13 protein-coding genes are annotated in these 23266 nt (G+C 69.6%); 2 read left to right on the forward strand and 11 right to left on the reverse strand.

Annotated features, from left to right (window positions below; all coding sequences use genetic code 11):
- Positions 1-2: 2 nt before the first annotated feature.
- The 7 genes from CGQ25_RS11900 to rpoB form a co-directional block, all read right to left on the reverse strand.
- Complete coding sequence (locus CGQ25_RS11900; RefSeq protein ID WP_208709962.1) at positions 3-4232, reverse strand: hypothetical protein; 4230 nt, start codon at positions 4230-4232, stop codon at positions 3-5.
- A gap of 187 nt (positions 4233-4419) precedes the next feature.
- Entirely contained in the window at positions 4420-5610 is a 1191-nt protein-coding gene (gene tuf, locus CGQ25_RS11905; protein ID WP_208709963.1) for an elongation factor Tu, read from the reverse strand.
- Positions 5611-5812: 202 nt separating this feature from the next.
- Positions 5813-7927, reverse strand: coding sequence for an elongation factor G (gene fusA, locus CGQ25_RS11910; protein ID WP_208709965.1), 2115 nt, complete (start codon positions 7925-7927; stop codon positions 5813-5815).
- A gap of 75 nt (positions 7928-8002) precedes the next feature.
- The gene (gene rpsG / locus CGQ25_RS11915) at positions 8003-8473 is read right to left on the reverse strand and encodes a 30S ribosomal protein S7 (protein ID WP_077490634.1); all 471 of its coding nucleotides are present in this window, start codon (positions 8471-8473) and stop codon (positions 8003-8005) included.
- Complete coding sequence (gene rpsL / locus CGQ25_RS11920) at positions 8473-8847, reverse strand: 30S ribosomal protein S12 (RefSeq protein WP_077490633.1); 375 nt, start codon at positions 8845-8847, stop codon at positions 8473-8475. The genes rpsG and rpsL overlap by 1 nt, the downstream gene beginning before the upstream one ends.
- Before the next feature lie 531 nt (positions 8848-9378).
- Entirely contained in the window at positions 9379-13278 is a 3900-nt protein-coding gene (locus CGQ25_RS11925; RefSeq protein WP_208709967.1) for a DNA-directed RNA polymerase subunit beta', read from the reverse strand.
- Positions 13279-13334: 56 nt separating this feature from the next.
- On the reverse strand, positions 13335-16835 hold the full coding sequence (gene rpoB / locus CGQ25_RS11930; protein WP_208709968.1) for a DNA-directed RNA polymerase subunit beta: 3501 nt from the start codon (positions 16833-16835) through the stop codon (positions 13335-13337).
- Positions 16836-17186: 351 nt separating this feature from the next.
- Between rpoB and CGQ25_RS11935 the strand changes: the two genes are divergently transcribed.
- Both CGQ25_RS11935 and CGQ25_RS11940 read left to right on the forward strand, forming a co-directional pair.
- Entirely contained in the window at positions 17187-18380 is a 1194-nt protein-coding gene (locus CGQ25_RS11935; protein ID WP_208709969.1) for an acetyl-CoA C-acetyltransferase, read from the forward strand.
- A 9-nt stretch (positions 18381-18389) separates the two neighbouring features.
- Complete coding sequence (locus tag CGQ25_RS11940) at positions 18390-18884, forward strand: aminoacyl-tRNA deacylase (RefSeq protein ID WP_208709970.1); 495 nt, start codon at positions 18390-18392, stop codon at positions 18882-18884.
- A 178-nt stretch (positions 18885-19062) separates the two neighbouring features.
- Here CGQ25_RS11940 and rplL read toward each other — a convergent pair whose 3' ends face one another.
- From rplL to CGQ25_RS11960, 4 genes are all read right to left on the reverse strand, one after another.
- On the reverse strand, positions 19063-19443 hold the full coding sequence (gene rplL, locus CGQ25_RS11945; protein ID WP_208709971.1) for a 50S ribosomal protein L7/L12: 381 nt from the start codon (positions 19441-19443) through the stop codon (positions 19063-19065).
- 71 nt (positions 19444-19514) lie between these two features.
- Positions 19515-20096: a 50S ribosomal protein L10 gene (gene rplJ / locus CGQ25_RS11950; protein WP_208709972.1), complete on the reverse strand. Its 582-nt coding sequence runs from the start codon at positions 20094-20096 to the stop codon at positions 19515-19517.
- A gap of 243 nt (positions 20097-20339) precedes the next feature.
- Positions 20340-21875 (reverse strand): ATP-dependent DNA ligase, encoded by a 1536-nt coding sequence (locus CGQ25_RS11955; protein ID WP_208709973.1) that lies wholly within the window; start codon positions 21873-21875, stop codon positions 20340-20342.
- 130 nt (positions 21876-22005) lie between these two features.
- Positions 22006-23256, reverse strand: coding sequence for an MFS transporter (locus CGQ25_RS11960; protein WP_208709974.1), 1251 nt, complete (start codon positions 23254-23256; stop codon positions 22006-22008).
- Between the last annotated feature and the right edge of the window lie 10 nt (positions 23257-23266).

The following is a 23266-nucleotide window of genomic DNA, read 5'->3' on the forward strand; positions in this document are numbered from 1 at the left end:
CCTCACTCCCCCGGGCGGGGAGCACGGGGCCTGCGCGCGAGCCACCAGATGGCGGCGCCGATGAGTGCGAGCCCCAGCACTCCCAGGAGCGCGTATGCGTAGGAGCGCACGGCCCACAGGATGCAGGCCAGGACGCCGAGGGCGCCCCAGACCGCGAACGGCCGCTCGCCGAAGACCACGCCCAACCCCGTGAGCGCGGCGAACCCCACGAGCAGCCAGACCTGCTCCCCCGTGTCCCCGTACAGCGCAGTGCCGAGGCCCCAGAAGCTCAGCTGCGCCGCGGCAGCCCCGAGCCAGATCCGCGGTGCCATCGCCCGCGGCTCCTCGTCGCGGGACCGGGCAACATAGCGCAGGAGCGCCACAGCCGCGGTGACGACGACGTACCACTGGCCGAGCCAGAAGGCGCGGGCGGCGCCACGGTCCACCAGCGCCTCCCTCCACTGTTCGAGCCAGAGGGGGCTGTGCATGTCCGCGGAGAGGATCGCACGCTGCACCGCTGCCGTGGCGAGGACCGCGCCGAGCTCCACGGCGAGTCTGCGGTGCCGGGGTGCGAGCTCGGCCGCGACCACCGCCACCAGGGCCGCCGCGAGGGCCGGGAGCACGATGCTGGCCGGCGCACTCCACGACGTCCCGCCCGCAACGCCGAGCGCTCCGACTGCTGCTGCCAGAATCGTCCAGCGACGCAGCGGCTCGCCGAGGCGAGCGGACCGCTCGAGCCGGGTACCGGCGTCGCGCGCCCAGACACCGGCCCAGCGGGCCGCGAGCCAGAGGCCGGCCGGCACCAGCGTCCCCACGAGCGCGACGAGCGGCTGCTGCCAGGGCGCGGTGACGCCGTCGAACGCGCTGCGGGCGGTCCAGCTGCCGGCCCCGAGGGTCAGCAGCACACCCAGCGGGAAGCTGACAGCAGCCACTGCACCCAGGCGTGCCCAGACGTTGCTGACGGCGACGAGCACGGCCGCGCAGACGCCGTACGCGAGCCCGAGGAGCCAGTACTCGTGGAGCTCGGAACGCGGCACGTAGTCGCTCGCGACCGCGAGGGCCAGGGCGGCGAACACGGCCGCACCCGTCGTCCACGGCCGCGGCCAGCCCTCGGGCCCCGACTCGCCCCACCGGGCCATGCCGACGACATGGACCGCCGCGAGGGCAGATGCGATCAGGATGAGGCCCGTGGTAGTGACGAGCGGATCGGCGAGGGCCGTGCCCTCGGCGAAGGCCAGGAACGGGCTGGCCGCGACGAGCGCGAGCGCGGCCGCAACCACACCCACCTGAGCTGCGCCACGGTGCGTGCGGGCCGTCGCCGCGGCGCTGACCACTACCAGCAGCAGTTCGAGGAGCAGCACCCAGCGTCCGCCCTCAGGTTCACGCCAGTTCCCGGCCCCGTAGGCGAACGGCAGCGCCAGCTGCGCGGCGAGCCCCGACCAGTACGCGGCCCTCTGGAAGGGGATGTCCGCGTGCCGCCCGAGCAGGGCCCGCACCGCGTGCTGGCCCGCGAGCCCGAGCGCCAGGACGAGGTGCGTGATGGCGACCGAGGCGGCAGCGTCCCACGTGATCACAGCGGCGAGCACCAGCGGGAGGGCCCGGGCCGCGACGAGGTGCGCTCCCTTGAGCCGGCGGCTTGGGGCGAGCAGCACCATGAGCGCCGAATAGACCGTGAACAGTCCGAGCAGGACCTCGGTCAGCCGCAGGTCCTCACCCGCGAGCAGCCAGGTCGCGACGAGGCCGACCGCCCCGAAGCCCGCCGCAGCTCTGCGGGCGTGCAGCACCAGGCCGGCGGCTGCGGCGGCGCCGCCGAGTGCGACGACGAACCCCGCCGTGACCGGCGACGTCACGCGACCGCCGGCAACGCCCGCCGCGTGGAGGGCCACACCGGCGAAGAGGGCGACCGTCAGCGTGGTGGAGGAGTCCTGGAGGGCCCACTCGAACGATCCCCCGCGGGCCCGGCGCACGGCGTCGACGGCAAGCGGCACGGCCATCTGGAGCAGGGCTGCCGCGGCCACGATGTGCCACTCGGTCAGCGCCTCGCCGGCCACCGCCGGACGTGCGCCGTCCTCCAGCAGGGCGTGGAAGGCCACGGTGGCAGCGATGGTGCCGAAGGCCCGCGCGAGCCAGACATACGGCCAGAGCCGGCCAGCGCGTGCCGTGCGCCAGGCGCAGGCCCCGAGCAGGACTGCGAGCACCGTGAGCACGACGGCGGCGCCCCACCACCGCTCCTGGAGGAGCGCGGCCAGCGTGGCCGCCGTGAGCAGGAGCGGCGGTGCGAGTTCGCCGATGGTGATCGGCCCTGCCCAGACGGCGCGACGGGCTGCACCGGAGGGCACAAGCACGAGCCCTGCCGAGAGACCCAGGCTCCCGGCGCAGACCGCCGAGACCGCGAGCGAGTACCGCCAGCTCCCCGCGTCCTGCTCGGCGGCCGCGACGACCGCCAGTGCCGCGACCGCGACCATCCCGAGGACGGCGACGAGGCTTGGCCTCCAGCGGGCGGGCCGGTCGAGGAATCCGAGGACCGCGACGACGAGGAGCTCGGCCACGGCGGTCAGCACCACCGACAGTGCGACGGAGGCGGCTCGCACCGCGGCGTCGCTTGAGGCGAGGCCGGCATCGACGAGCGCCGCGACCGCGACGATCGAGACCAGCCCGGACGCCGTCAGGAAGTGCCCGCGCCTCCAGTAGCCTCCACGCCCGGCCGGACGGCCGGCGCCACGGACCAGCGGAGCCGGCCAGGCCGCGCGGACCCCGAAGTACACGGCGTAGGCCGCGGCCGCGCTGGCGAACCACGTCTCCCCCACCTCGGACCCGATGATCCACACCCCGAGGAACGCGGCCACCGGCAGGAACTCGCTGCGCATCCCGTACCACGACGCGATCAGGACGGCCGTCGCGAGGACGCTTCCCACCTCGATCCGGCCGAGCGGCGCCGTCTCGGGCGTGGCGATCGCGACCGAGACCGCCACGAGCATCACGAGGATCTGGAAGCCCGCCGCGACCGACTGCTCGGCCACGCCGAACCTGTGGACGCGGTCGGTGCCCTTGGCCGGCCCGAGCGCGGCAGCGAGCCGTCTGCCGAGCAGGCACACTGCCGCGGTCTCGGCGCCCAGCGCCACGATTCCCGCGGCAAGGGCTGCGTCAATGGCGCTCGGGTACCGCAGCACGCCCGTGTCGACGGCGTCGCCGACGGCTCCCACCGCCGCCACGAACCCCAGGGCCCGGGCGCCCCACCACGCCGCCCGACGCGCACGGACTCCGCCGGGCAGGAACGTCTCGACGCCGAGGTACACGGCCATGATCCCCACCAGCAGGGCGTACTGACCCGGGGCCAGCCGCCCGGCGGACACGGTGGCTGCCACGAAGGTCGCCGGGACGACGAACGGATGGACGACGGCGATCGGCCGCAGCACGAGGGGCGGAACCCAGGCGGGGCGCACCAGGGAGACGGCGCCGAAGAGCGCCGAGACACCGAGGACGGCTCCGAGCGCCGACGCGAGCGGGCCGCCGAGGGCGGATGCCCCGGACCAGGCCCCGGAGATGAAGAAGGCCAGCGTGAGGAACACCAGGACACGGCTCTCGATCCGCAGCGCGGCCAGGCCATACGCCACGATCCCGATGAGGCTCGTCACGGCCACGGTGGCCGATGGGTCGTGGACCGCGAGGAGGTCGAAGGCCAGCCCCGTCACGGGCAGCAGCGCCAGGCCAGTGCCGGTGAGGGCAACGGCGGCGGGGCGGAGCCTCGCATAGCGGGCATGCACGACGAGGCCCGCGACGTAGAAGAGGGCCGTGATCACAGCCAGCCCGGCGAGCCTGGCGCCTTCGGACGTGGCGCTGTACAGGAACAGCGAGCCCGCAGCCACGATGAGGAGCGACGCCGCGTAGAGGGCGATGTTGGCGCTCTGGATCCCGCGCCGCTCGCGGCGCCTCCGGTCTGCCTCGGCCTGGGCTGCGCGCTGCTCGGGGCTGGGCGGCACACGGACCTGCAGCGGTGAGCCCTGCGCCGGTGGGGCCTGCGCCGGCGGTGCCTTCCCTGGCGGGACGAGGACAACTGCGGGATGGGGTGCTCGAGGTTCCCGCGCCCGCAGCGGCTCGTCGGCCGTGGCGGGGTGGGGACCAGCGGGCGCGGCCGCAGCCTGCCGGGCGGCGACGCCGTCCGACCAGCCGGCCCGGTGCCCCTCCAACCAGCCGGCCCGGTGGCCCTCGAGCCAGCCGGCCCGGAAGCCCTCGTCATAGGCGTCGCGTGTCATCACGGCCCCCTTCCAGTCAGCCCCCTGGTGTGGGTGGTCCTGACTGGATTCTAGGGAGGCCCCGGGCCTCCCACGCAGAGGCCAAAGACACGAGAAGGACCCCGCCGCGGATGCGACGGGGTCCTTCCCGAATTAGGCCGTCAGGCCGTCAGGCCCTCGGACCAGCAGTACCTCTGAGGCGAGATGACTACTTGATGATCTTGGTGACGCGGCCCGAGCCAACGGTGCGGCCACCCTCGCGGATGGCGAAGCCGAGGCCCTCCTCCATGGCGATCGGCTGGATGAGCGCAACGGTCATCTCAGTGTTGTCGCCAGGCATGACCATCTCGGTGCCCTCGGGGAGGGTGATGACACCGGTGACGTCCGTGGTGCGGAAGTAGAACTGCGGACGGTAGTTCGAGTAGAACGGGTTGTGACGCCCACCCTCGTCCTTGGAGAGGATGTAGACGTTCGCCTCGAAGTCGGTGTGCGGGGTGATCGAGCCCGGCTTGACGACAACCTGGCCACGCTCGACGTCCTCGCGCTTGATGCCGCGGAGCAGGAGGCCACAGTTCTCGCCGGCCCACGCCTCGTCGAGCTGCTTGTGGAACATCTCGATACCAGTGACCGTGGTCTTCTGGATCGGGCGGATGCCGACGATCTCGACCTCGGAGTTGAGGGCGAGGGTACCGCGCTCGGCGCGGCCCGTCACGACCGTGCCACGGCCGGTGATGGTGAAGACGTCCTCGATCGGCATGAGGAACGGCTTGTCGCGGTCACGGACCGGGTCCGGAACGTTCTCGTCGACGGCCTCCATGAGGTCCTCAACCGACTTGACCCACTTCGGGTCGCCCTCGAGAGCCTTGAGGCCCGAGACGCGGATGACCGGAGCGTTGTCGCCGTCGAAGCCCTGCGAGGAGAGGAGCTCGCGCACCTCCATCTCGACGAGGTCGAGGAGTTCCTCGTCCTCGACCATGTCAGCCTTGTTCAGGGCGACAAGGAGGTACGGAACGCCGACCTGGCGGGCGAGCAGGACGTGCTCGCGCGTCTGGGCCATCGGGCCATCGGTTGCGGCGACCACGAGGATCGCGCCGTCCATCTGAGCCGCACCGGTGATCATGTTCTTGATGTAGTCGGCGTGACCCGGAGCATCGACGTGAGCGTAGTGGCGCTTCTCCGTCTGGTACTCGATGTGCGAGATGTTGATGGTGATGCCGCGCTGGCGCTCCTCCGGAGCCGAGTCGATCTGCGCGAAGTCGCGCTGCTCGTTCAGGTCCGGGTACTTGTCGGCAAGCACCTTCGAGATGGCGGCAGTCAGCGTCGTCTTACCGTGGTCAACGTGGCCGATGGTGCCGATGTTGACGTGCGGCTTGGTCCGCTCGAACTTTGCCTTCGCCACTTGTTCCTCCTAGAACTGATTCAGAAGACTTGCTTCCAGCCGCGTCTTTCGCAACTGAAACTCTCGCAAGTCTACTGTGGGCTGTGTTTCTTCGTGAAATCACGCGGAAGCAGGCCTTCCGCGCGGAGGGCGACCCGCCGCCGTCGTGCGCGCCGGTCCGTGAGGACCGCACCCACGGCGGCAGGCGAGCCGCTGTCCAGAACTACTCGCCGCGCGACTTCTGGATGATCTCGTCGGCCACGGCCTTCGGGACCTCGGAGTAGCTGTCGAACTGCATCGAGTAGACAGCGCGGCCCTGGGTCTTCGAACGCAGATCGCCGATGTAGCCGAACATCTCGGAGAGCGGCACGAGGGCACGCACGACCTTGACGCCGACAGCGTCCTCCATGGCCTGGATCTGGCCACGGCGGGAGTTGAGGTCGCCGATGACGTCGCCCATGTACTCCTCCGGGGTGCGAACCTCGACGGCCATGAGCGGCTCGAGGAGCACAGGGTTGGCGCGGCGTGCGCCCTCCTTGAACACCTGCGAACCGGCGATCTTGAACGCCATCTCCGAAGAGTCGACGTCGTGGTAGGCGCCGTCGACGAGCGTCGCCTTGACGCCCACCATCGGGTAGCCCGCGAGGATGCCGAACTGCATGGCGTCCTGGATGCCGGCGTCCACGCTCGGGATGTACTCGCGCGGGACGCGGCCACCGGTGACGGCGTTCACGTACTCGTAGAACGTGCCCTCGGAGGTATCGAGCGGCTCGAAAGTGACCTGCACCTTCGCGAACTGGCCAGAACCGCCAGTCTGCTTCTTGTGCGTGTAGTCGACCTTCTCGACCTTCTTCTTGATCGTCTCGCGGTAGGCCACCTGCGGCTTGCCCACGTTGGCCTCGACCTTGAACTCGCGGCGCATGCGGTCCACGAGGATGTCGAGGTGGAGCTCGCCCATGCCGCCGATCTCGGTCTGGCCGGTCTCCTCGTTGAGGGAGACGGTGAACGTCGGGTCCTCAGCGGAGAGCTTCTGGATGGCGGTGGAGAGCTTCTCCTGGTCGCCCTTGGTCTTCGGCTCGATGGCGACGAAGATCACCGGCTCCGGGAAGGACATCGACTCGAGGACGATCGGGTTGTTGATGTCGCAGAGCGTGTCACCCGTGGTGGTGTCCTTGAGGCCGATCACCGCGTAGATGTGGCCCGCGTGGACCTCGTCGACCGGGTTCTCCTTGTTGGCGTGCATCTGGAAGAGCTTCCCGATGCGCTCCTTCTTGCCCTTCGTCGAGTTCAGGACCTGGATGCCCGAGGTCGCCTTGCCCGAGTAGACGCGGATGAAGTTGAGCTGGCCGAAGAACGGGTGCGCCGCGATCTTGAACGCGAGAGCCGAGAACGGCTCGTCCTCGCTCGGCTTGCGGGTGAGCTCGATCGACTCGTCCTTGGGGTCGTGGCCGATCATGGCCGGCACGTCCAGCGGGGACGGGAGGAAGTCGATGACCGCGTCGAGCATCGGCTGCACGCCGCGGTTCTTGAACGCGGAGCCACAGAAGACCGGGTAGATCTCCGAGTTGACCGTGAGCTTGCGGATGCCCGCCTTGAGCTCGTCGATGGTCAGCTCTTCGCCCTCGAGGTACTTCTCCATGAGCTCCTCGGACGCCTCGGCGACGGCCTCGACGAGCTCGTGGCGGTACTGCTCGGCCTTCTCCTGGAGGTCAGCAGGGATCTCCTGCGTCTCGTAGGAGGCACCCATGGTCACGTCGCCCTTGGCGTCGCCAGGCCACACGAAGGCCTTCATGGTGAGCAGGTCGACGACGCCGACGAAGTCGCTCTCGGAGCCGATGGGCAGCTGCATGACGAGCGGCTTGGCACCGAGGCGCTTCACGATGGTGTCGACCGTGAAGTAGAAGTCGGCGCCGAGCTTGTCCATCTTGTTGACGAAGCAGATGCGCGGGACGTTGTACTTGTCGGCCTGGCGCCACACCGTCTCGGACTGCGGCTCGACGCCTTCCTTGCCGTCGAAGACGGCGACGGCGCCGTCGAGCACGCGCAGGGAGCGCTCGACCTCGACCGTGAAGTCCACGTGGCCGGGGGTGTCGATGATGTTGATCTGGTTCTTGTTCCAGAAGCAGGTGACCGCGGCGGACGTGATGGTGATGCCGCGCTCCTTCTCCTGCTCCATCCAGTCGGTCGTCGAGGCGCCGTCGTGGGTCTCGCCGATCTTGTGGCTCACGCCCGTGTAGAAGAGGATGCGCTCGGTCGTGGTGGTCTTGCCGGCATCGATGTGCGCCATGATGCCGATATTGCGGACCTTGCTGAGGTCGGTAAGCACGTCGAGTGCCACGGTGTCTCCCTGTTTGTCCCTGATTGGCTGCACGTTCGCCGCCGGCTCACTGGGAGCCGGCGGCGAGCACTGGGTTTACCAGCGGTAGTGGGCGAAGGCCTTGTTCGACTCGGCCATCTTGTGAGTGTCCTCGCGGCGCTTCACCGCGGCACCGAGGCCGTTCGAAGCGTCGAGGATCTCGTTCTGGAGACGCTCGGTCATCGTCTTCTCGCGGCGGGCCTTGGAGTAGCCCACGAGCCAGCGGAGGGCCAGCGCCGTGGCGCGGCCCGGCTTGACCTCGACCGGAACCTGGTAGGTGGCGCCACCGACACGTCGGGAGCGGACCTCGAGGGTCGGGCGGACGTTGTCCATGGCCTTCTTGAGCGCGGCGACGGGGTCGCCGCCCGTCTTCTGGCGGGCACCCTCGAGGGCGCCGTAGACGATGCGCTCGGCCGTGGACTTCTTGCCGTCCACGAGGACCTTGTTGATGAGCTGCGTCACGAGCGGCGAGCCGTAGACCGGGTCGACGACGAGAGGACGCTTGGGGGCAGGACCCTTGCGAGGCATTACTTCTTCTCCTTCTTGGCGCCGTAGCGGCTGCGGGCCTGCTGGCGGTTCTTGACACCCTGGGTGTCGAGGGCACCGCGGACGATCTTGTAGCGGACACCCGGAAGGTCCTTCACACGACCGCCACGGACGAGCACGATCGAGTGCTCCTGGAGGTTGTGGCCGACACCCGGGATGTAGGCCGTGACCTCGACGCCGCCGGTCAGGCGGACACGGGCGACCTTGCGGAGAGCAGAGTTCGGCTTCTTCGGGGTCGTCGTGTACACGCGGGTGCACACGCCGCGGCGCATCGGGTTGCCCTTGAGGGCAGGAGCCTTGGTCTTGGAGACCTTCGGCGTGCGGCCCTTGCGGACCAGCTGCTGAATAGTAGGCACTTTCGCTCCGTCTTCGTACTTGCGTACTTCGTTGAACTTCCGCCCACGCGATACCTGCAGTCGCAGGACCGGCGGACGCTGTCGGTTGCTTCGCACTCACTGCGGCAGCCGACCGTAGGCGTGCAAAAGTGTGGCATTCGTTGCGCACCAACCCCGCAACCCGGAAACAGGCCCCGTCGCTCTTCGGTTAACACCGGCTCTCGACGGCCTTCATCCACTGCCACACAGAAACAATCGAAGAAAGCCTATCACGGGCGGAGCCGAGGGCGTTAAACGGCCGACGCCGCGCCCCTCCCCCGCCGCCGAAGTAACCTCTGGTGGGCGCGAGGTCACCCCTAGTGGGCGCGAGGTCACCCCTGCGGAAAGAAGGAGGGGTGACCTCGGCGCCACAGGGGGTGACCTCGGCGCCACACGGGGTGACCCCGGCGGGAGGAGCTGGGACGGCAGCGGCCGGCACCCGCGGAGGGTACCGGCCGCCGTCGTGCGCCGGACGGGCGGCCTAGGGCCGCCCGTCCGGCAGGGGCTGGGAACTCAGCGGAAGTCTCCGCCGAGGTCGTAGTCATCCAGCGGGATCGCGTGGAACTCCTGGACACCGTCGCCGTTCAGCGGGTCGTAGGCGAAGTCGCTGAACGCGCTCGGGCCGGTGAAGAGCGTCGCCTTGGCCTCCTCGGTCGGCTCGACATTGACCTCCGTGTAGCGCGGGAGGCCGGTGCCGGCCGGGATGAGCTTGCCGATGATGACGTTCTCCTTGAGGCCGAGCAGCGGGTCGCTCTTGCCCTCCATGGCGGCCTGCGTGAGGACACGCGTGGTCTCCTGGAACGACGCGGCGGACAGCCACGACTCGGTCGCGAGCGAGGCCTTCGTGATGCCCATGAGCTCGGGACGGCCGGAGGCCGGACGCTTGCCCTCGGACACGACGCGGCGGTTCTCGTCGCGGTAGCGACGGCCCTCCGCGAGCTCGCCCGGGAGCAGGTCCGTGTCGCCGGACTCGATCACCGTGACGCGCCGCAGCATCTGGCGGACGATGACCTCCACGTGCTTGTCGTGGATGCCGATGCCCTGGCTGCGGTACACGCCCTGGACCTCGTCGACGAGGAACTTCTGCGCCTCGCGCGGGCCCTGGATGCGCAGGACCTGCTTCGGGTCGACCGGCCCGTTGACGAGCTTCTGCCCGACCTCGACGCGGTCGCCGTCCTCGACCAGCAGGCGCGAGCGGCGGGAGACCGGGTAGGCGATCTCCTCGGTGCCGTCGTCCGGCGTGAGGACGAGACGCAGCTGCTTCTCGGTGTCCTCGATCGTGATGCGTCCGGCAGCCTCGGAGATCGGGGCCACACCCTTGGGGGTGCGGGCCTCGAAGAGCTCCTGGATACGGGGCAGACCCTGCGTGATGTCCTCGCCGCCCGACGCCGACACGGCGCCACCGGTGTGGAAGGTACGCATGGTCAGCTGCGTGCCGGGCTCACCGATCGACTGGGCGGCGATGATGCCGACCGCCTCGCCGATGTCCACGAGCTTGCCCGAGGCGAGCGAGCGGCCGTAGCACTTCGCGCAGGTGCCGACGGCGGACTCGCAGGTGAGCACGGAGCGCACCCGGATCGTCGTGATGCCGGCGTCCACGAGGCGGTTGATCAGCACGTCGCCGAGATCCGCACCTGCCTCGGCGAGGACGTTGCCCTCGGAGTCGGTGACGTCGACGGCCAGCGTGCGCGTGTAGGCCGTGTTCTCGACGTTCTCGTCGCGGACGAGCTCGCCGTTGTGGTCTGGCACCGCGATCGTGACGTTCAGGCCGCGCTCGGTCCCGCAGTCCTCCTCGCGGACGATGACGTCCTGCGAGACGTCCACGAGACGACGGGTCAGGTAGCCCGAGTTGGCCGTACGGAGAGCCGTGTCGGCCAGACCCTTGCGGGCACCGTGCGTCGCGATGAAGTACTCGAGGACCGAGAGGCCCTCGCGGTACGAGGACTTGATCGGGCGAGGGATGATCTCACCCTTCGGGTTTGCCACGAGGCCGCGGATACCGGCGATCTGACGGACCTGCATCCAGTTACCACGGGCACCGGAGGAGACCATGCGGTTGATGGTGTTCATCTTCGGCATGGAATCGCGCATGACCGAGGCGATCTCGTTGGTGGCCTTGTCCCAGATCTCGATGAGCTCGGAGCGGCGCTCCTCGTCGTCGATGAGACCACGGTCGTACTGGCTCTGGATCTTCGCGGCGCGGTCCTCGTAGCCGGCCAGGATGGCCGGCTTGGCCTCCGGGACGGCGATGTCGGAGATCGCGACCGTGACGCCAGAACGCGTGGCCCAGTAGAAGCCAGCGTCCTTGAGGTTGTCCAGCGTCGCCGCCGTGACGACCTTGGGGTAGCGCTCCGCGAGGTCGTTGACGATCCGGGAGAGCTGGCCCTTGTCCGCCACGGACTCAACCCACGGGTAGTCCGCAGGCAGCGTCTCGTTGAAGACCACCTGGCCGAGCGAGGTCTCGACGAGCGCGGGCTCGCCCGGCTCCCAGCCCTCGGGCGCAGGACGGTCCTTCGACGGCACGAAGCCCTCGAGGCGGATCTTCACCTGTGCGTTCAGGTGCAGCTCGCGCGCATCGTGCGCCATGATCGCCTCGGCCACCGAGGAGAACACGCGGCCCTCGCCGGCGGCGCCCTCACGCTTGGTGGTGAGGTGGTACAGGCCGATGATCATGTCCTGCGACGGCAGGGTGACCGGGCGGCCGTCCGACGGCTTGAGGATGTTGTTCGAGGAGAGCATCAGGATGCGCGCCTCGGCCTGGGCCTCCGGGCTCAGGGGCAGGTGCACAGCCATCTGGTCGCCGTCGAAGTCCGCGTTGAACGCCGCGCAGACGAGCGGGTGCAGCTGGATGGCCTTGCCCTCCACGAGCTGCGGCTCGAACGCCTGGATGCCGAGGCGGTGCAGGGTAGGTGCGCGGTTGAGCAGCACCGGGTGCTCGGTGATGATCTCCTCGAGCACGTCCCACACCTGCGGGCGGTAGCGCTCCACCATCCGCTTGGCGCTCTTGATGTTCTGCGCGTGGTTGAGGTCCACGAGCCGCTTCATGACGAACGGCTTGAACAGCTCGAGCGCCATCTGCTTCGGCAGGCCGCACTGGTGCAGCTTGAGCTGCGGGCCGACGACGATGACCGAACGGCCCGAGTAGTCGACGCGCTTGCCGAGCAGGTTCTGGCGGAACCGGCCCTGCTTGCCCTTGAGCATGTCCGACAGCGACTTCAGCGGGCGGTTGCCCGGGCCCGTGACGGGGCGGCCGCGGCGGCCGTTGTCGAACAGCGAGTCCACAGCCTCCTGGAGCATGCGCTTCTCGTTGTTGACGATGATCTCCGGCGCGCCGAGGTCAAGCAGACGCTTGAGGCGGTTGTTGCGGTTGATCACGCGGCGGTACAGGTCGTTCAGGTCGGAGGTCGCGAAGCGGCCACCGTCCAGCTGGACCATCGGGCGCAGCTCCGGCGGGATCACCGGGACGGCGTCGAGGACCATGCCCTGCGGCTTGTTGTCGGTGGTGAGGAACGCGTTGACGACCTTGAGGCGCTTGAGCGCGCGGGTCTTGCGCTGGCCCTTGCCGTTCTGGATGATCTCGCGGAGCGTCTCCGCCTCACCCTCCAGGTCGAAGGTCTCGAGGCGCTTCTGGATCGCCTCGGCGCCCATGGAGCCCTCGAAGTACATGCCGTACTTGTCGCGGAGCTCGCGGTAGAGCGCCTCGTCGCCCTCGAGGTCGGCGACCTTGAGGTTCTTGAAGCGGTCCCAGACGGCCTCCATGCGCTCGATGTCGGCATCCGCACGCTTGCGGATGGTCGCCATCGTCTTGTCGGCGAGGTCGCGGGCCTTCTTCTTGTCCGCGGCCTTCGCGCCCTCGCCCTCGAGCCGGGCAAGCTCCTCCTCGAGGTCACGGGCGACGGCGGCGATGTCGGAGTCGCGGGTGTCCACGAGGCGCTTGCGCTCGAGGTCGTGCTCGGCCTGGAGGTTGGGCAGCTGCTCGTGGCGGCGCTCCTCGTCGACCTTGGTGATCATGTAGGCCGCGAAGTAGATGACCTTCTCGAGGTCCTTCGGAGCCAGGTCGAGGAGGTAGCCCAGGCGCGACGGGACGCCCTTGAAGTACCAGATGTGCGTCACGGGCGCGGCGAGCTCGATGTGGCCCATGCGCTCGCGGCGGACCTTGGCGCGGGTCACCTCGACGCCGCAGCGCTCGCAGATGATGCCCTTGAAGCGCACGCGCTTGTACTTGCCGCAGTAGCACTCCCAGTCACGGGACGGGCCGAAGATCTTCTCGCAGAAGAGGCCGTCCTTCTCGGGCTTGAGCGTGCGGTAGTTGATGGTTTCCGGCTTCTTGACCTCGCCGTGCGACCAGTTGCGGATGTCTTCCGCGGTCGCGAGGCCGATCTGCATGAGGCCGAAGGAGGATTCGCTGGACAATGTGGTCCCTTATCTCTCGTGTCTCTAAGTCGTTCGTCTGCCGGTGCGGAAGGGGGTCAGACCTCTTCGACGGAGCTGGGCTCGTCGCGGGAGAGGTCGATGCCGAGCTCTTCCGCGGCAGTGAAGACTGCATCGTCCGCGTCGCGCATCTCGATCGTCTGGCCGTCGGCGGAGAGGACCTCCACGTTCAGGCACAGCGACTGCATTTCCTTGATGAGGACCTTGAAGGACTCGGGCACACCCGGCTCGGGGATGTTCTCGCCCTTGACGATCGCCTCGTAGACCTTCACGCGGCCGTGGATGTCGTCCGACTTGATCGTCAGGAGCTCCTGGAGGGTGTACGCGGCACCGTAGGCCTCGAGGGCCCACACCTCCATCTCACCGAAGCGCTGGCCGCCGAACTGCGCCTTACCACCGAGCGGCTGCTGGGTGATCATCGAGTACGGGCCGGTGGAGCGGGCGTGGATCTTGTCGTCCACGAGGTGGTGGAGCTTCAGGATGTACATGTAGCCCACGGAGATCGGGTCCGGGAACGGCTCGCCGGAGCGGCCGTCGAACAGCTGGGCCTTGCCCGAGGAGTCGATGAGCCGGTCGCCGTCGCGCGTGACGTTCGTCGAGTCGAGCAGACCGGAGATCTCCTCCTCGCGGGCGCCGTCGAACACCGGCGTGGCGAGGGTCTGGTTGGGACCGACCTCGCGCGGCATGTTCGGCAGGTTCTTCATCCACTCCGGATCGCCCTCGACCTTCCAGCCGGTCTTGGCGATCCAGCCGAGGTGGAGCTCGAGGACCTGGCCGACGTTCATGCGGCCGGGGACGCCGAGCGGGTTGAGGACGACGTCGACCGGGGTCCCGTCGGGCAGGAACGGCATGTCCTCCACCGGCAGGATCTTGGAGATGACGCCCTTGTTGCCGTGGCGGCCGGCGAGCTTGTCGCCGTCGGTGATCTTGCGCTTGGCGGCCACGTAGACGCGCACGAGCTGGTTGACGCCCGGGGGCAGCTCGTCGTCGTTGTCGCGGTCGAACACGCGCACGCCGATGACCGTGCCGGACTCGCCGTGGGGAACCTTGAGGGACGTGTCGCGGACCTCGCGGGACTTCTCGCCGAAGATCGCGCGCAGCAGGCGCTCCTCCGGGGTCAGCTCGGTCTCGCCCTTCGGGGTGACCTTGCCGACGAGGATGTCGCCCGCCTCGACCTCGGCACCGATGTGGATGATGCCGCGCTCGTCGAGCTGGGAGAGCACCTCCTCCGAGACGTTCGGGATGTCACGGGTGATCTCCTCGGCGCCCAGCTTCGTGTCGCGGGCGTCGATCTCGTGCTCCTCGATGTGGATCGAGGACAGGACGTCCTCGGCCACGAGGCGCTGGGAGAGGATGATCGCGTCCTCGAAGTTGTGGCCCTCCCACGACATGAACGCCACGAGGAGGTTCTTGCCGAGCGCGAGCTCGCCCTGGTCCGTCGCCGGCCCGTCGGCGATGATGCCGCCGAGCTCGAGGCGGTCGCCCTCGTTCACGAGCACACGGTGGTTGTAGCAGTTGCCCTGGTTCGAGCGGGCGAACTTGCCGATGCGGTAGTTCGTCTCCGTGCCGTCGTCGTTGAGCACGACCACGAGGTCCGCCGAGACCTCGGTGACGACGCCCGCCTTCTTGGCCACCACGACGTCGCCCGCGTCCACCGCGGCCGAGCGCTCCATGCCGGTGCCGACGACGGGAGCCTCGGAGCGGACGAGCGGCACGGCCTGGCGCTGCATGTTCGCGCCCATGAGGGCTCGGTTGGCGTCGTCGTGCTCGAGGAACGGGATGAGGGCGGTCGCGACCGACACCATCTGGCGCGGGGAGACGTCCATGTACTCGACCTCGTCGGCCGGGACGAGCGTGGGCTCGCCGCCGCCGCCGCGCTGGCGGACGAGGACCATCTCCTCGGCAAAGGAGCCGTCCTCGTTCAGCGGCGAGTTCGCCTGGGCGATCTGGACCTCGGCCTCGTCGTCCGCGGTGAGGTAGTCGACCTGGTCCGACACGACGCCGTTGGAGACCTTGCGGTACGGCGTCTCGATGAAGCCGAACGGGTTGATGCGCCCGTAGGAGGCGAGCGAGCCGATGAGGCCGATGTTCGGGCCTTCAGGGGTCTCGATCGGGCACATGCGGCCGTAGTGCGACGGGTGGACGTCACGGACCTCCATGCCCGCGCGGTCGCGGGACAGGCCGCCGGGGCCGAGCGCGGAGAGGCGGCGCTTGTGCGTCAGGCCCGACAGCGGGTTGTTCTGGTCCATGAACTGCGACAGCTGGGAGGTTCCGAAGAACTCCTTGATCGCGGCCACGACGGGACGGATGTTGATGAGGGTCTGCGGCGTGATCGCCTCGACGTCCTGCGTCGTCATGCGCTCGCGCACCACGCGCTCCATGCGGGACAGGCCCGTGCGGACCTGGTTCTCGATGAGCTCGCCGACGGCGCGGATGCGGCGGTTGCCGAAGTGGTCGATGTCGTCGACCTCGACGCGGACGTCGATCTCCTCGCCGTCGCGCGTGCCCTTGATCGACTTCTCGCCGGCGTGGAGCGCGACGAGGAACTTGATCATGGCGACGATGTCCTCGATGTGGAGGATGGACGCCGTCGGATCCGAGAGCGGGCGGTCGATGCCCAGCTTGCGGTTGATCTTGTAGCGGCCGACCTTGGCGAGGTCGTAGCGCTTGACGTTGAAGTAGAGGTTGTCCAGGAGGGACTGGGCGGCCTCGACCGTGGGCGGCTCGCCCGGACGGAGCTTGCGGTAGATGTCGAGCAGCGCGTCCTCGCGGGTCTCCGTGGTGTCCTTCTCGAGCGTGGCGCGCATCGAGTCGTACTCGCCGAACTCCTCGAGGATCTGGCCCTCGGTCCAGCCGAGCGCCTTGAGGAGCACGGTGACGGACTGCTTGCGCTTGCGGTCGAGGCGGACGCCGACCTGGTCGCGCTTGTCGATCTCGAGCTCGAACCATGCACCGCGCGACGGGATGATCTTCGCGGTGTAGATGTCCTTGTCGCTCGTCTTGTCTGCGGTGCGCTCGAAGTAGGCGCCCGGCGAGCGGACCAGCTGGGAGACGACGACGCGCTCGGTGCCGTTGACGACGAACGTGCCCTTGTCCGTCATGAGCGGGAAGTCGCCCATGAACACGGTCTGCTGCTTGATCTCGCCCGTGTTGTTGTTCATGAACTCGGCCTTGACGTACAGCGGGGCCGAGTAGGTGGCGTCGCGGTCCTTGCACTCCGCCATCGTGTACTTCGGGTCGGCGAACTCCGGGTCCGAGAAGCTCAGGGACATGGTTCCCTGAAAGTCCTCGATCGGGGAGATCTCCTCGAAGATGTCCGCGAGGCCGGACGTCGTCGCGACGCTGTCATCGCCCTCGGCCTGCGCCTTCGCGACGCGGGCCTGCCAGCGCTCGTTGCCGACGAGCCAGTCGAAGCTCTCGGTCTGGAGGGCCAGCAGATTCGGAACATCCAACGGTTCGTGAATCTTGGCGAAAGAGAGCCGGCGGTTTGCACCGTCGGTGGTAGCGGTTTGGGTTTCAGAGGTGCTCGAGGCGACCAAGAGGGATCCTTCCACAGACCTTCAGGATTGTCCGCACCCTCCCCAGACGAGGCATGACCCACCCAACCTGTCCAGTTGAACGTGATGCCGTCCCGAGAGCCCACCGCTATATGAAGGCAACGGTTTAAAGGGAGAACGCAAAGAATCACCATACCGCAGAAAGGCACACGTGTCTAGCGCACGCAGCGGCCAAGGTCAAGTGCAACGTTCGGTGCCCGCCGGCCGCGCGGTTCGCTCCGTCGCACGCAGACCACTGTACACCCGCAGCTGCGCCGGTTTCAGGGTGTCCGGGCTGTGCGGTGGCGCCTCCCCCGGCTGTAGCCTTTCTCACAGAGAGCAAAGGAGAGAACCATGAGCGAAGGCACCAACGACGTTGTCATCCTGTCGGCCGTCCGCACGCCGCAGGGTCGCCTCAACGGGCAGCTCGTCTCGTTCACCGCGGTCGACCTCGGCACCCATGCCATCCAGGCCGCGCTCGAGGCCAGCGGGGTCGGGGCCTCGGCGGTCGACGCCGTCATCATGGGCCAGGTCCTCCAGGCAGGGGCCGGCCAGAACCCGGCCCGGCAGAGCGCCATCGGGGCCGGGATCGGCTGGAACGTCCCCTGCGTCACGATCAACAAGGTCTGCCTCTCCGGGCTCACCGCGGTGATCGACGCCGCCCGGATGATCCGCGCAGGGGACGCGACCGTCGTCGTCGCCGGCGGACAGGAGTCGATGTCCCGCGCCCCGCATCTGCTGCCCGGCTCGCGCCAGGGCTGGACCTACGGGACGGTCGCGGCACTCGACGTCGCCGCGCACGACGGCCTCACCGACGCCTTCGACGGCGAGTCCATGGGGCTCTCCACCGAAACCCGGAACCTGACGCTGGGGATCGACCGGAAGTCCCAGGACGAGGTCGCCGCGGCGTCCCATGTCCGCGCCGCGATCGCCCAGAAGGAGGGGGTCTTCGAGAAGGAGATCGCTCCCATCGAGGTCAAGCAGCGCAAGGGCGATGCCATCGTGATCGCCGAGGACGAGGGCGTGCGGCCCAACACATCCCTCGAGACCCTCGCGCCGCTGCGCCCCGCCTTCGCGACCGACGGCACCATCACGGCAGGCAACTCCTCGCCGCTCTCCGATGGCGCCGCGGCCCTCGTGCTGGCGAGCCGCGCGTACGCCGAGGAGCACGGGCTCGAGTGGCTCGCCGTCGTGGGCAGGCCGGGTCAGGTGGCCGGGCCGGACAACTCGCTGCACTCCCAGCCTTCGCACGCGATCCAGAACGCGCTCTCCCGTGCGGGCTGGACGACCGCGGACCTGGACTTCATCGAGATCAACGAGGCCTTCGGGTCCGTCGCGGTGCAGTCGCTCAAGGATCTGGACTACCCGCTCGAGAAGTGCAACCTCCACGGCGGGGCGATCGCCCTCGGCCATCCGATCGGCGCCTCCGGAGCGCGCCTTGCCGGGCACGCCGCGCACGAGCTCGCACGCCGCGGCTCGGGCCGTGCCGCGGTGTCGCTCTGCGGCGGCGGAGGGCAGGGCGAGGCGCTCCTGCTCTACCGGGACTGAGCGGCGGCGGTGACGCACGACGGCGCCCCTCCCCCGGGCGCAGACGGCCACGCCCGCTTCCTGGCGGCCGCGCGGCAGCACGGGATCGACGTGGAGGTGGCCGACCGCGGCCGTGCCCGCAGCCTCGAGGAAGCCGCTGCGAACCTGGGGATCTCGCCGCGGGAGGTCGTGAAGTCCCTCGTGGTAAAGCGGCCGGACGGGACGTTCCTGTTCGCCCTCATCCCGGGCGACCGGCAGATCTCTTGGCCCAAGCTGCGCGCGCTGCTGGGGGTGAACCGGCTCTCGATGCCCCCGGCCGACGTCGCGCTCGCGGCCACGGGGTACGAGCGCGGGACGATCACTCCCCTGGGGTCCACCACGGTCTGGCCGGTCATCGCCGACGCGGCGATCAGCGGCAGGGTCTCGATGGGCGCGGGGGCGCATGGGCGCAGCGCGTTCGTGGATGCCGACCAGCTCGTGCGGGCCCTCGATGCGACGGTCGCGGACATCAGCGACCCCCTCTGAAGCAACGGGGTGACCTCGGCACCACACGGGGTGACCTCGCGCCCACACGGGGTGACCTCGGCACCACACGGGGTGACCTCGCGCCCACACGGGGTGACCTCGGCGGGGGATGGGACGCGGAAGGGCCCCGCCGCCGACCGGAGTCGGATGCGGGGCCCTGGCGCAGGAAGCGCGGAGCTTACTTGAGGGTGACCGTGGCGCCGGCGGCCTCAAGGACCTCCTTGGCCTTCTCGGCGGTCTCCTTGTTGGCGCCCTCGAGGACGGCCTTCGGAGCACCGTCGACGAGGTCCTTGGCCTCCTTGAGGCCGAGCGACGTGAGGGAGCGGACCTCCTTGATGACCGCGATCTTCTTGTCGCCAGCGGCCTCGAGGATGACGTCGAAGGAGTCCTTCTCCTCCTCGGCAGCGGCCTCGCCGGCACCGCCGGCCGGGCCGGCAACGGCCACGGCAGCAGCGGTGACCTCGAAGACCTCCTCGAACTTCTTCACGAACTCGGAGAGCTCGATGATGGTGAGCTCCTTGAAGGCCTCGATCAGCTCGTCCTGGGTGAGCTTCGCCATGGTTGGCGTCCTTTCGCTAGGTGGCGCCCGCCGTCAGGCGGCGCGCCGGAGTTTGGGGTGGGGGAAGAGGCTCAGGCCTCTTCGGCGGCCGCCTCGGGGGCCTCGGCCGGAGCCGCAGCCTCGTCGGAAGCCTCAGCAGCGGGAGCCTCGGCGGCAGCCGGAGCGCCACCCTCCTCCTCGAGCTTGAGACGCAGGGCGTCGATGATGCGTGCAGCCGCGGCCATGGGCGCCTTGAGGACGCCGGCAACCTTGGCGAGCTGCAGCTCGCGGGACTCCAGCGCCGCAAGAGCGGCAACCTCGCCGGCGTCGAGGGCCTTGCCCTCGAAGAAGCCCGTCTTGATGATGAGCTGCTTGTTGTCCTTGGCGAAGTCGGTCAGGCTCTTGGCGGCCGCAACGGCGTCACCCTTGATGAACGCGATCGCGGTCGGACCGGCAAGCTGGCCGTCGAATGCCTCGACGCCAGCCTCCTTCGCGGCGATGGCGGTCAGGGAGTTCTTGACGACCGAGAACTTGTTCTCAGTGCCGAGCGAACGACGCAGCTGCTTGAGCTGGGCGACGGTGAGCCCGCGGTATTCGGTCAGGACCGCAGCGTTCGACTCCTGGAAATCCTTGGTGATCTCCTCGACAGCTGCCACCTTGGTAGGCGTTGCCATAACCCTCCTTCCGGGGAATTGACGCCGGAGGGGGCGGTCCGCAACATGGAAAACGCCCCGCGCAGATGCACAGGGCGTTGGAGTCTCGGCCGGGGCCGGGAGCGTCTCGCTCGGTTCACCTGCGCAGGCCGCCCCTGTCGGGGACCTTCGATGGGTGCCGTGCCCCGCCTTTCGGCACACGACAGCCAACGACCGGCGGTCTTTGGTCCTTCCACTGTACTGGACGCCGCCCAGCGCTCCAAATCAGCGCAGCAGGGTCCGCAGCGCCTGGATCGTGTCGGCATCGTCGGGGCGCTTGTCGTCGCGGTACCGCTTGACGCGCGCGAAGCGGAGCGCGATCCCTCCCGGGTAGCGGGGCGAGCGCTGCACGCCGTCGATGGCGATCTCCACCACGGTGACGGGCTCGAGGTAGACCGTGTGCGCGTCGCGGCTGGCCTCGAGCGTGGGGAAGTGCTCGGTCTGCCAGCGCAGGAGGTCGTCGGTGAGGCCCTTGAACGTCTTCCCGACCATCACGAATCCGCCCGGTTCGCCGAACTCCCCCGCCGGGTCGTACGCGCCGAGGTGGAGGTTGGAGAGCCAGCCGCGCCGGCGGCCGCTGCCCCATTCGGCGGCGAGGACGACGAGGTCGTAGGTGTGGACCGGCTTGACCTTGATCCAGCTCGAGCCGCGTCGCCCGGCAGCGTACGGCGAGCCGATCGCCTTGACGACGACGCCCTCGTGGCCCTCGGCGAGCGCCTCACGGGAAATCCGCTCCGCAGCCTCGGGATCGCCGGTCACCTCGCCGGGAATGACATGGTCCGGCGCGAGCCTCGCGAGCTCGGCCCGGCGCACGGCGAGCGGCTCGTCGAGGAGGTCCCTGCCGTCGACGTGGAGCACGTCGAAGAACCAGGGCCGCAGCACGGTTTCGCGCGCCTGCTCCGCACCGAATCGGGACATGGTCTCCTGGAACGGCCGCGGCGCGCCGCCCTCGTCGAGGGTGAGCGTCTCGCCGTCGAGGATGACGTCACGCACAGGCATGCCCTGCACCACCGCGACCACCTCGGGCACGCGCTGCGTGACGTCCGCCAGGCTGCGGGTGAAGACCCGCACCTCGTCGCCGGCGCGGTGGACCTGGATCCGGGCGCCGTCGAGCTTGAACTCCACCGACGCCTCCCCCGTCGAGGCAAGCGCCTCCGCGGGGCTCTTCGCCGAGGCGGCGAGCATCGGCAGGACCGGGCGTCCGACGACGAGCCCGACACCCGACAGGTCCTCCTCGGTCCCGGTGAGCGCGATCCGCGCGGTCTCGCGGAGGTCGCCCGAGAGCATCGCCGCCCGCCGCACGAGCGCGATGGGCCGGCCGCCTGCCGCTGCGACCGCATCGGCGAGCGCCCCCTCAAGGGCTCCCGTGCGCATCTCCCCCAGCAGGACCCCGATGGCGAACCGCTGCTCGCGCTCTGTGGCCCGGCGCAGGAAGCCGCCCAGGAGGTCGGTCCGCGCCGCCGCGGACCCTGCTCCTGACGTGCTGGAGAGCCGGTCGAGCAGCTCGTCGAAGTCGCGGACCGTGAGCGACGGCGCCTCGGCGGCTGGGATGGCGTCCCGCACCTGCGCGAGCCCCCGCCAGCCGACTCCCACCCGGCCCTGGCGCGGCTTCGCCACGAGCATCCCGACGGCGGTGGCGACCTCCGACGGCGACTCGTCGGCGACCCGGCGCAGCAGCCGCGCGAGCGACTCGACTTTGGCCAGCCGCGACCGGGTGGACGTTACCGCCTCTGCGGTGGCGACGAGCTCGTCGAGCAGCATGGGGCCCAGTCTCGCACCCGGCGCCGTCCTCACGGTACAGGGCTCGCCCGGGAGCGGGGGCGCGCACGACGCCGGGTGGGCGGCACGCGTGGGCCGGTCGCCCGCCGTCGTGCGCGGGCGGTGGCCGGTCTCAGGCCCGCGCCCCGGCCGGCGAGGCCGAGGCCTGCCTGCGGGCCATGAGGAGCGTCAGGACGAGGGCGACGATCGCGGTCCCGGCCAGGAGCAGGAGCCCGATCGCGTACGAGCGCTCCGCGGCGTTGTAGGTGGCGCCCATGATCAGCGGCGGGAAGTAGCCGCCCAGGCCGCCCGCGGCGCTCACGACGCCCGTCACAGCGCCGACCATCCCCGCCGGCGAGCGCCGGCCGACCCACGCGAACACGCCTCCGGTTCCCAGGCCGAGGGCTGCGGCCATCGCGAGGAAGGTCGCGCCGGTCGCGACCTCGCCGGAGGGCTGCAGGTTCACGATGAACGCGAGCACGGCAACCCCGGCCAGGGCGACGGCGACGACCGGCTTGGGGCCGATCCGGTCCGCGATGATCCCGCCGATGGGCCGCGCCACGACAGCGGCGAGGGCGAAGCCCGCGGTGCGGGTGCCGGCGTCGGTGAGGTTGAAGTCGTAGATGTCCCGCAGGTACGTGGGCAGGTAGGTGCTGAAGGAGACGAATCCGCCGAACACGACCGCGTAGAGGAAGCACAGCTGCCACGTCACGGGCAGCTTCGCGGCCCGGACGAGCTTGCCGAACGTCCCCGCGCCGGCAGGCCTCCACGTCGGCGACTCGCGCATCGCGAAGTGCACCACCAGGCCCGTCACGACGAGCAGCACCGCGATCGCGATGTGCGTGGGCCAGTAGCCGATCCAGCCGACGAGGCGCGGGGTGAGGAACGCGGAGAGTGCCGTGCCGCCCATGCCCATGCCGAAGATGCCGGTGGCGAAGCCCTGCCGGGACGCCGGGTACCAGGCCGCCGAGAACGGGATGCCGGCCGTGAAGACCGTGCCGCCGACCCCGAGGAAGAACCCGAACAGCAGCATGAGGGCGAACGACTTCAGGCTCCCCGCGAGCGCCACGAGCACGACGACGGGCGCGGTGGCGAACAGGATCCAGGTCAGCAGCCGACGCCCGCCGAACCGGTCCGTGAGGACGCCGACCGCGATGCGGCCGAGAGATCCGACCAGGACCGGCATCGCAACGAGGAGGCCGGTCTGCGCTGCGTTGAGGCCCATGTCCTTCGCGTAGAACGTTCCGAGCGGGGCGATCACGGTCCACCCCCAGAACCCCACGACCGAGGCGAGGGTCGCGAGGGTCAGGTTGCGGGGCGCTCCGGGTCGCGCGGCGTCCGGATCGAGGTGGCCAGTGCGGGCGGGCTCAGGTGCGGTGCTCACAGTCGGTGTC

Source organism: Sinomonas sp. R1AF57 (assembly GCF_002224485.1).
Classification (GTDB): domain Bacteria; phylum Actinomycetota; class Actinomycetes; order Actinomycetales; family Micrococcaceae; genus Sinomonas; species Sinomonas flava.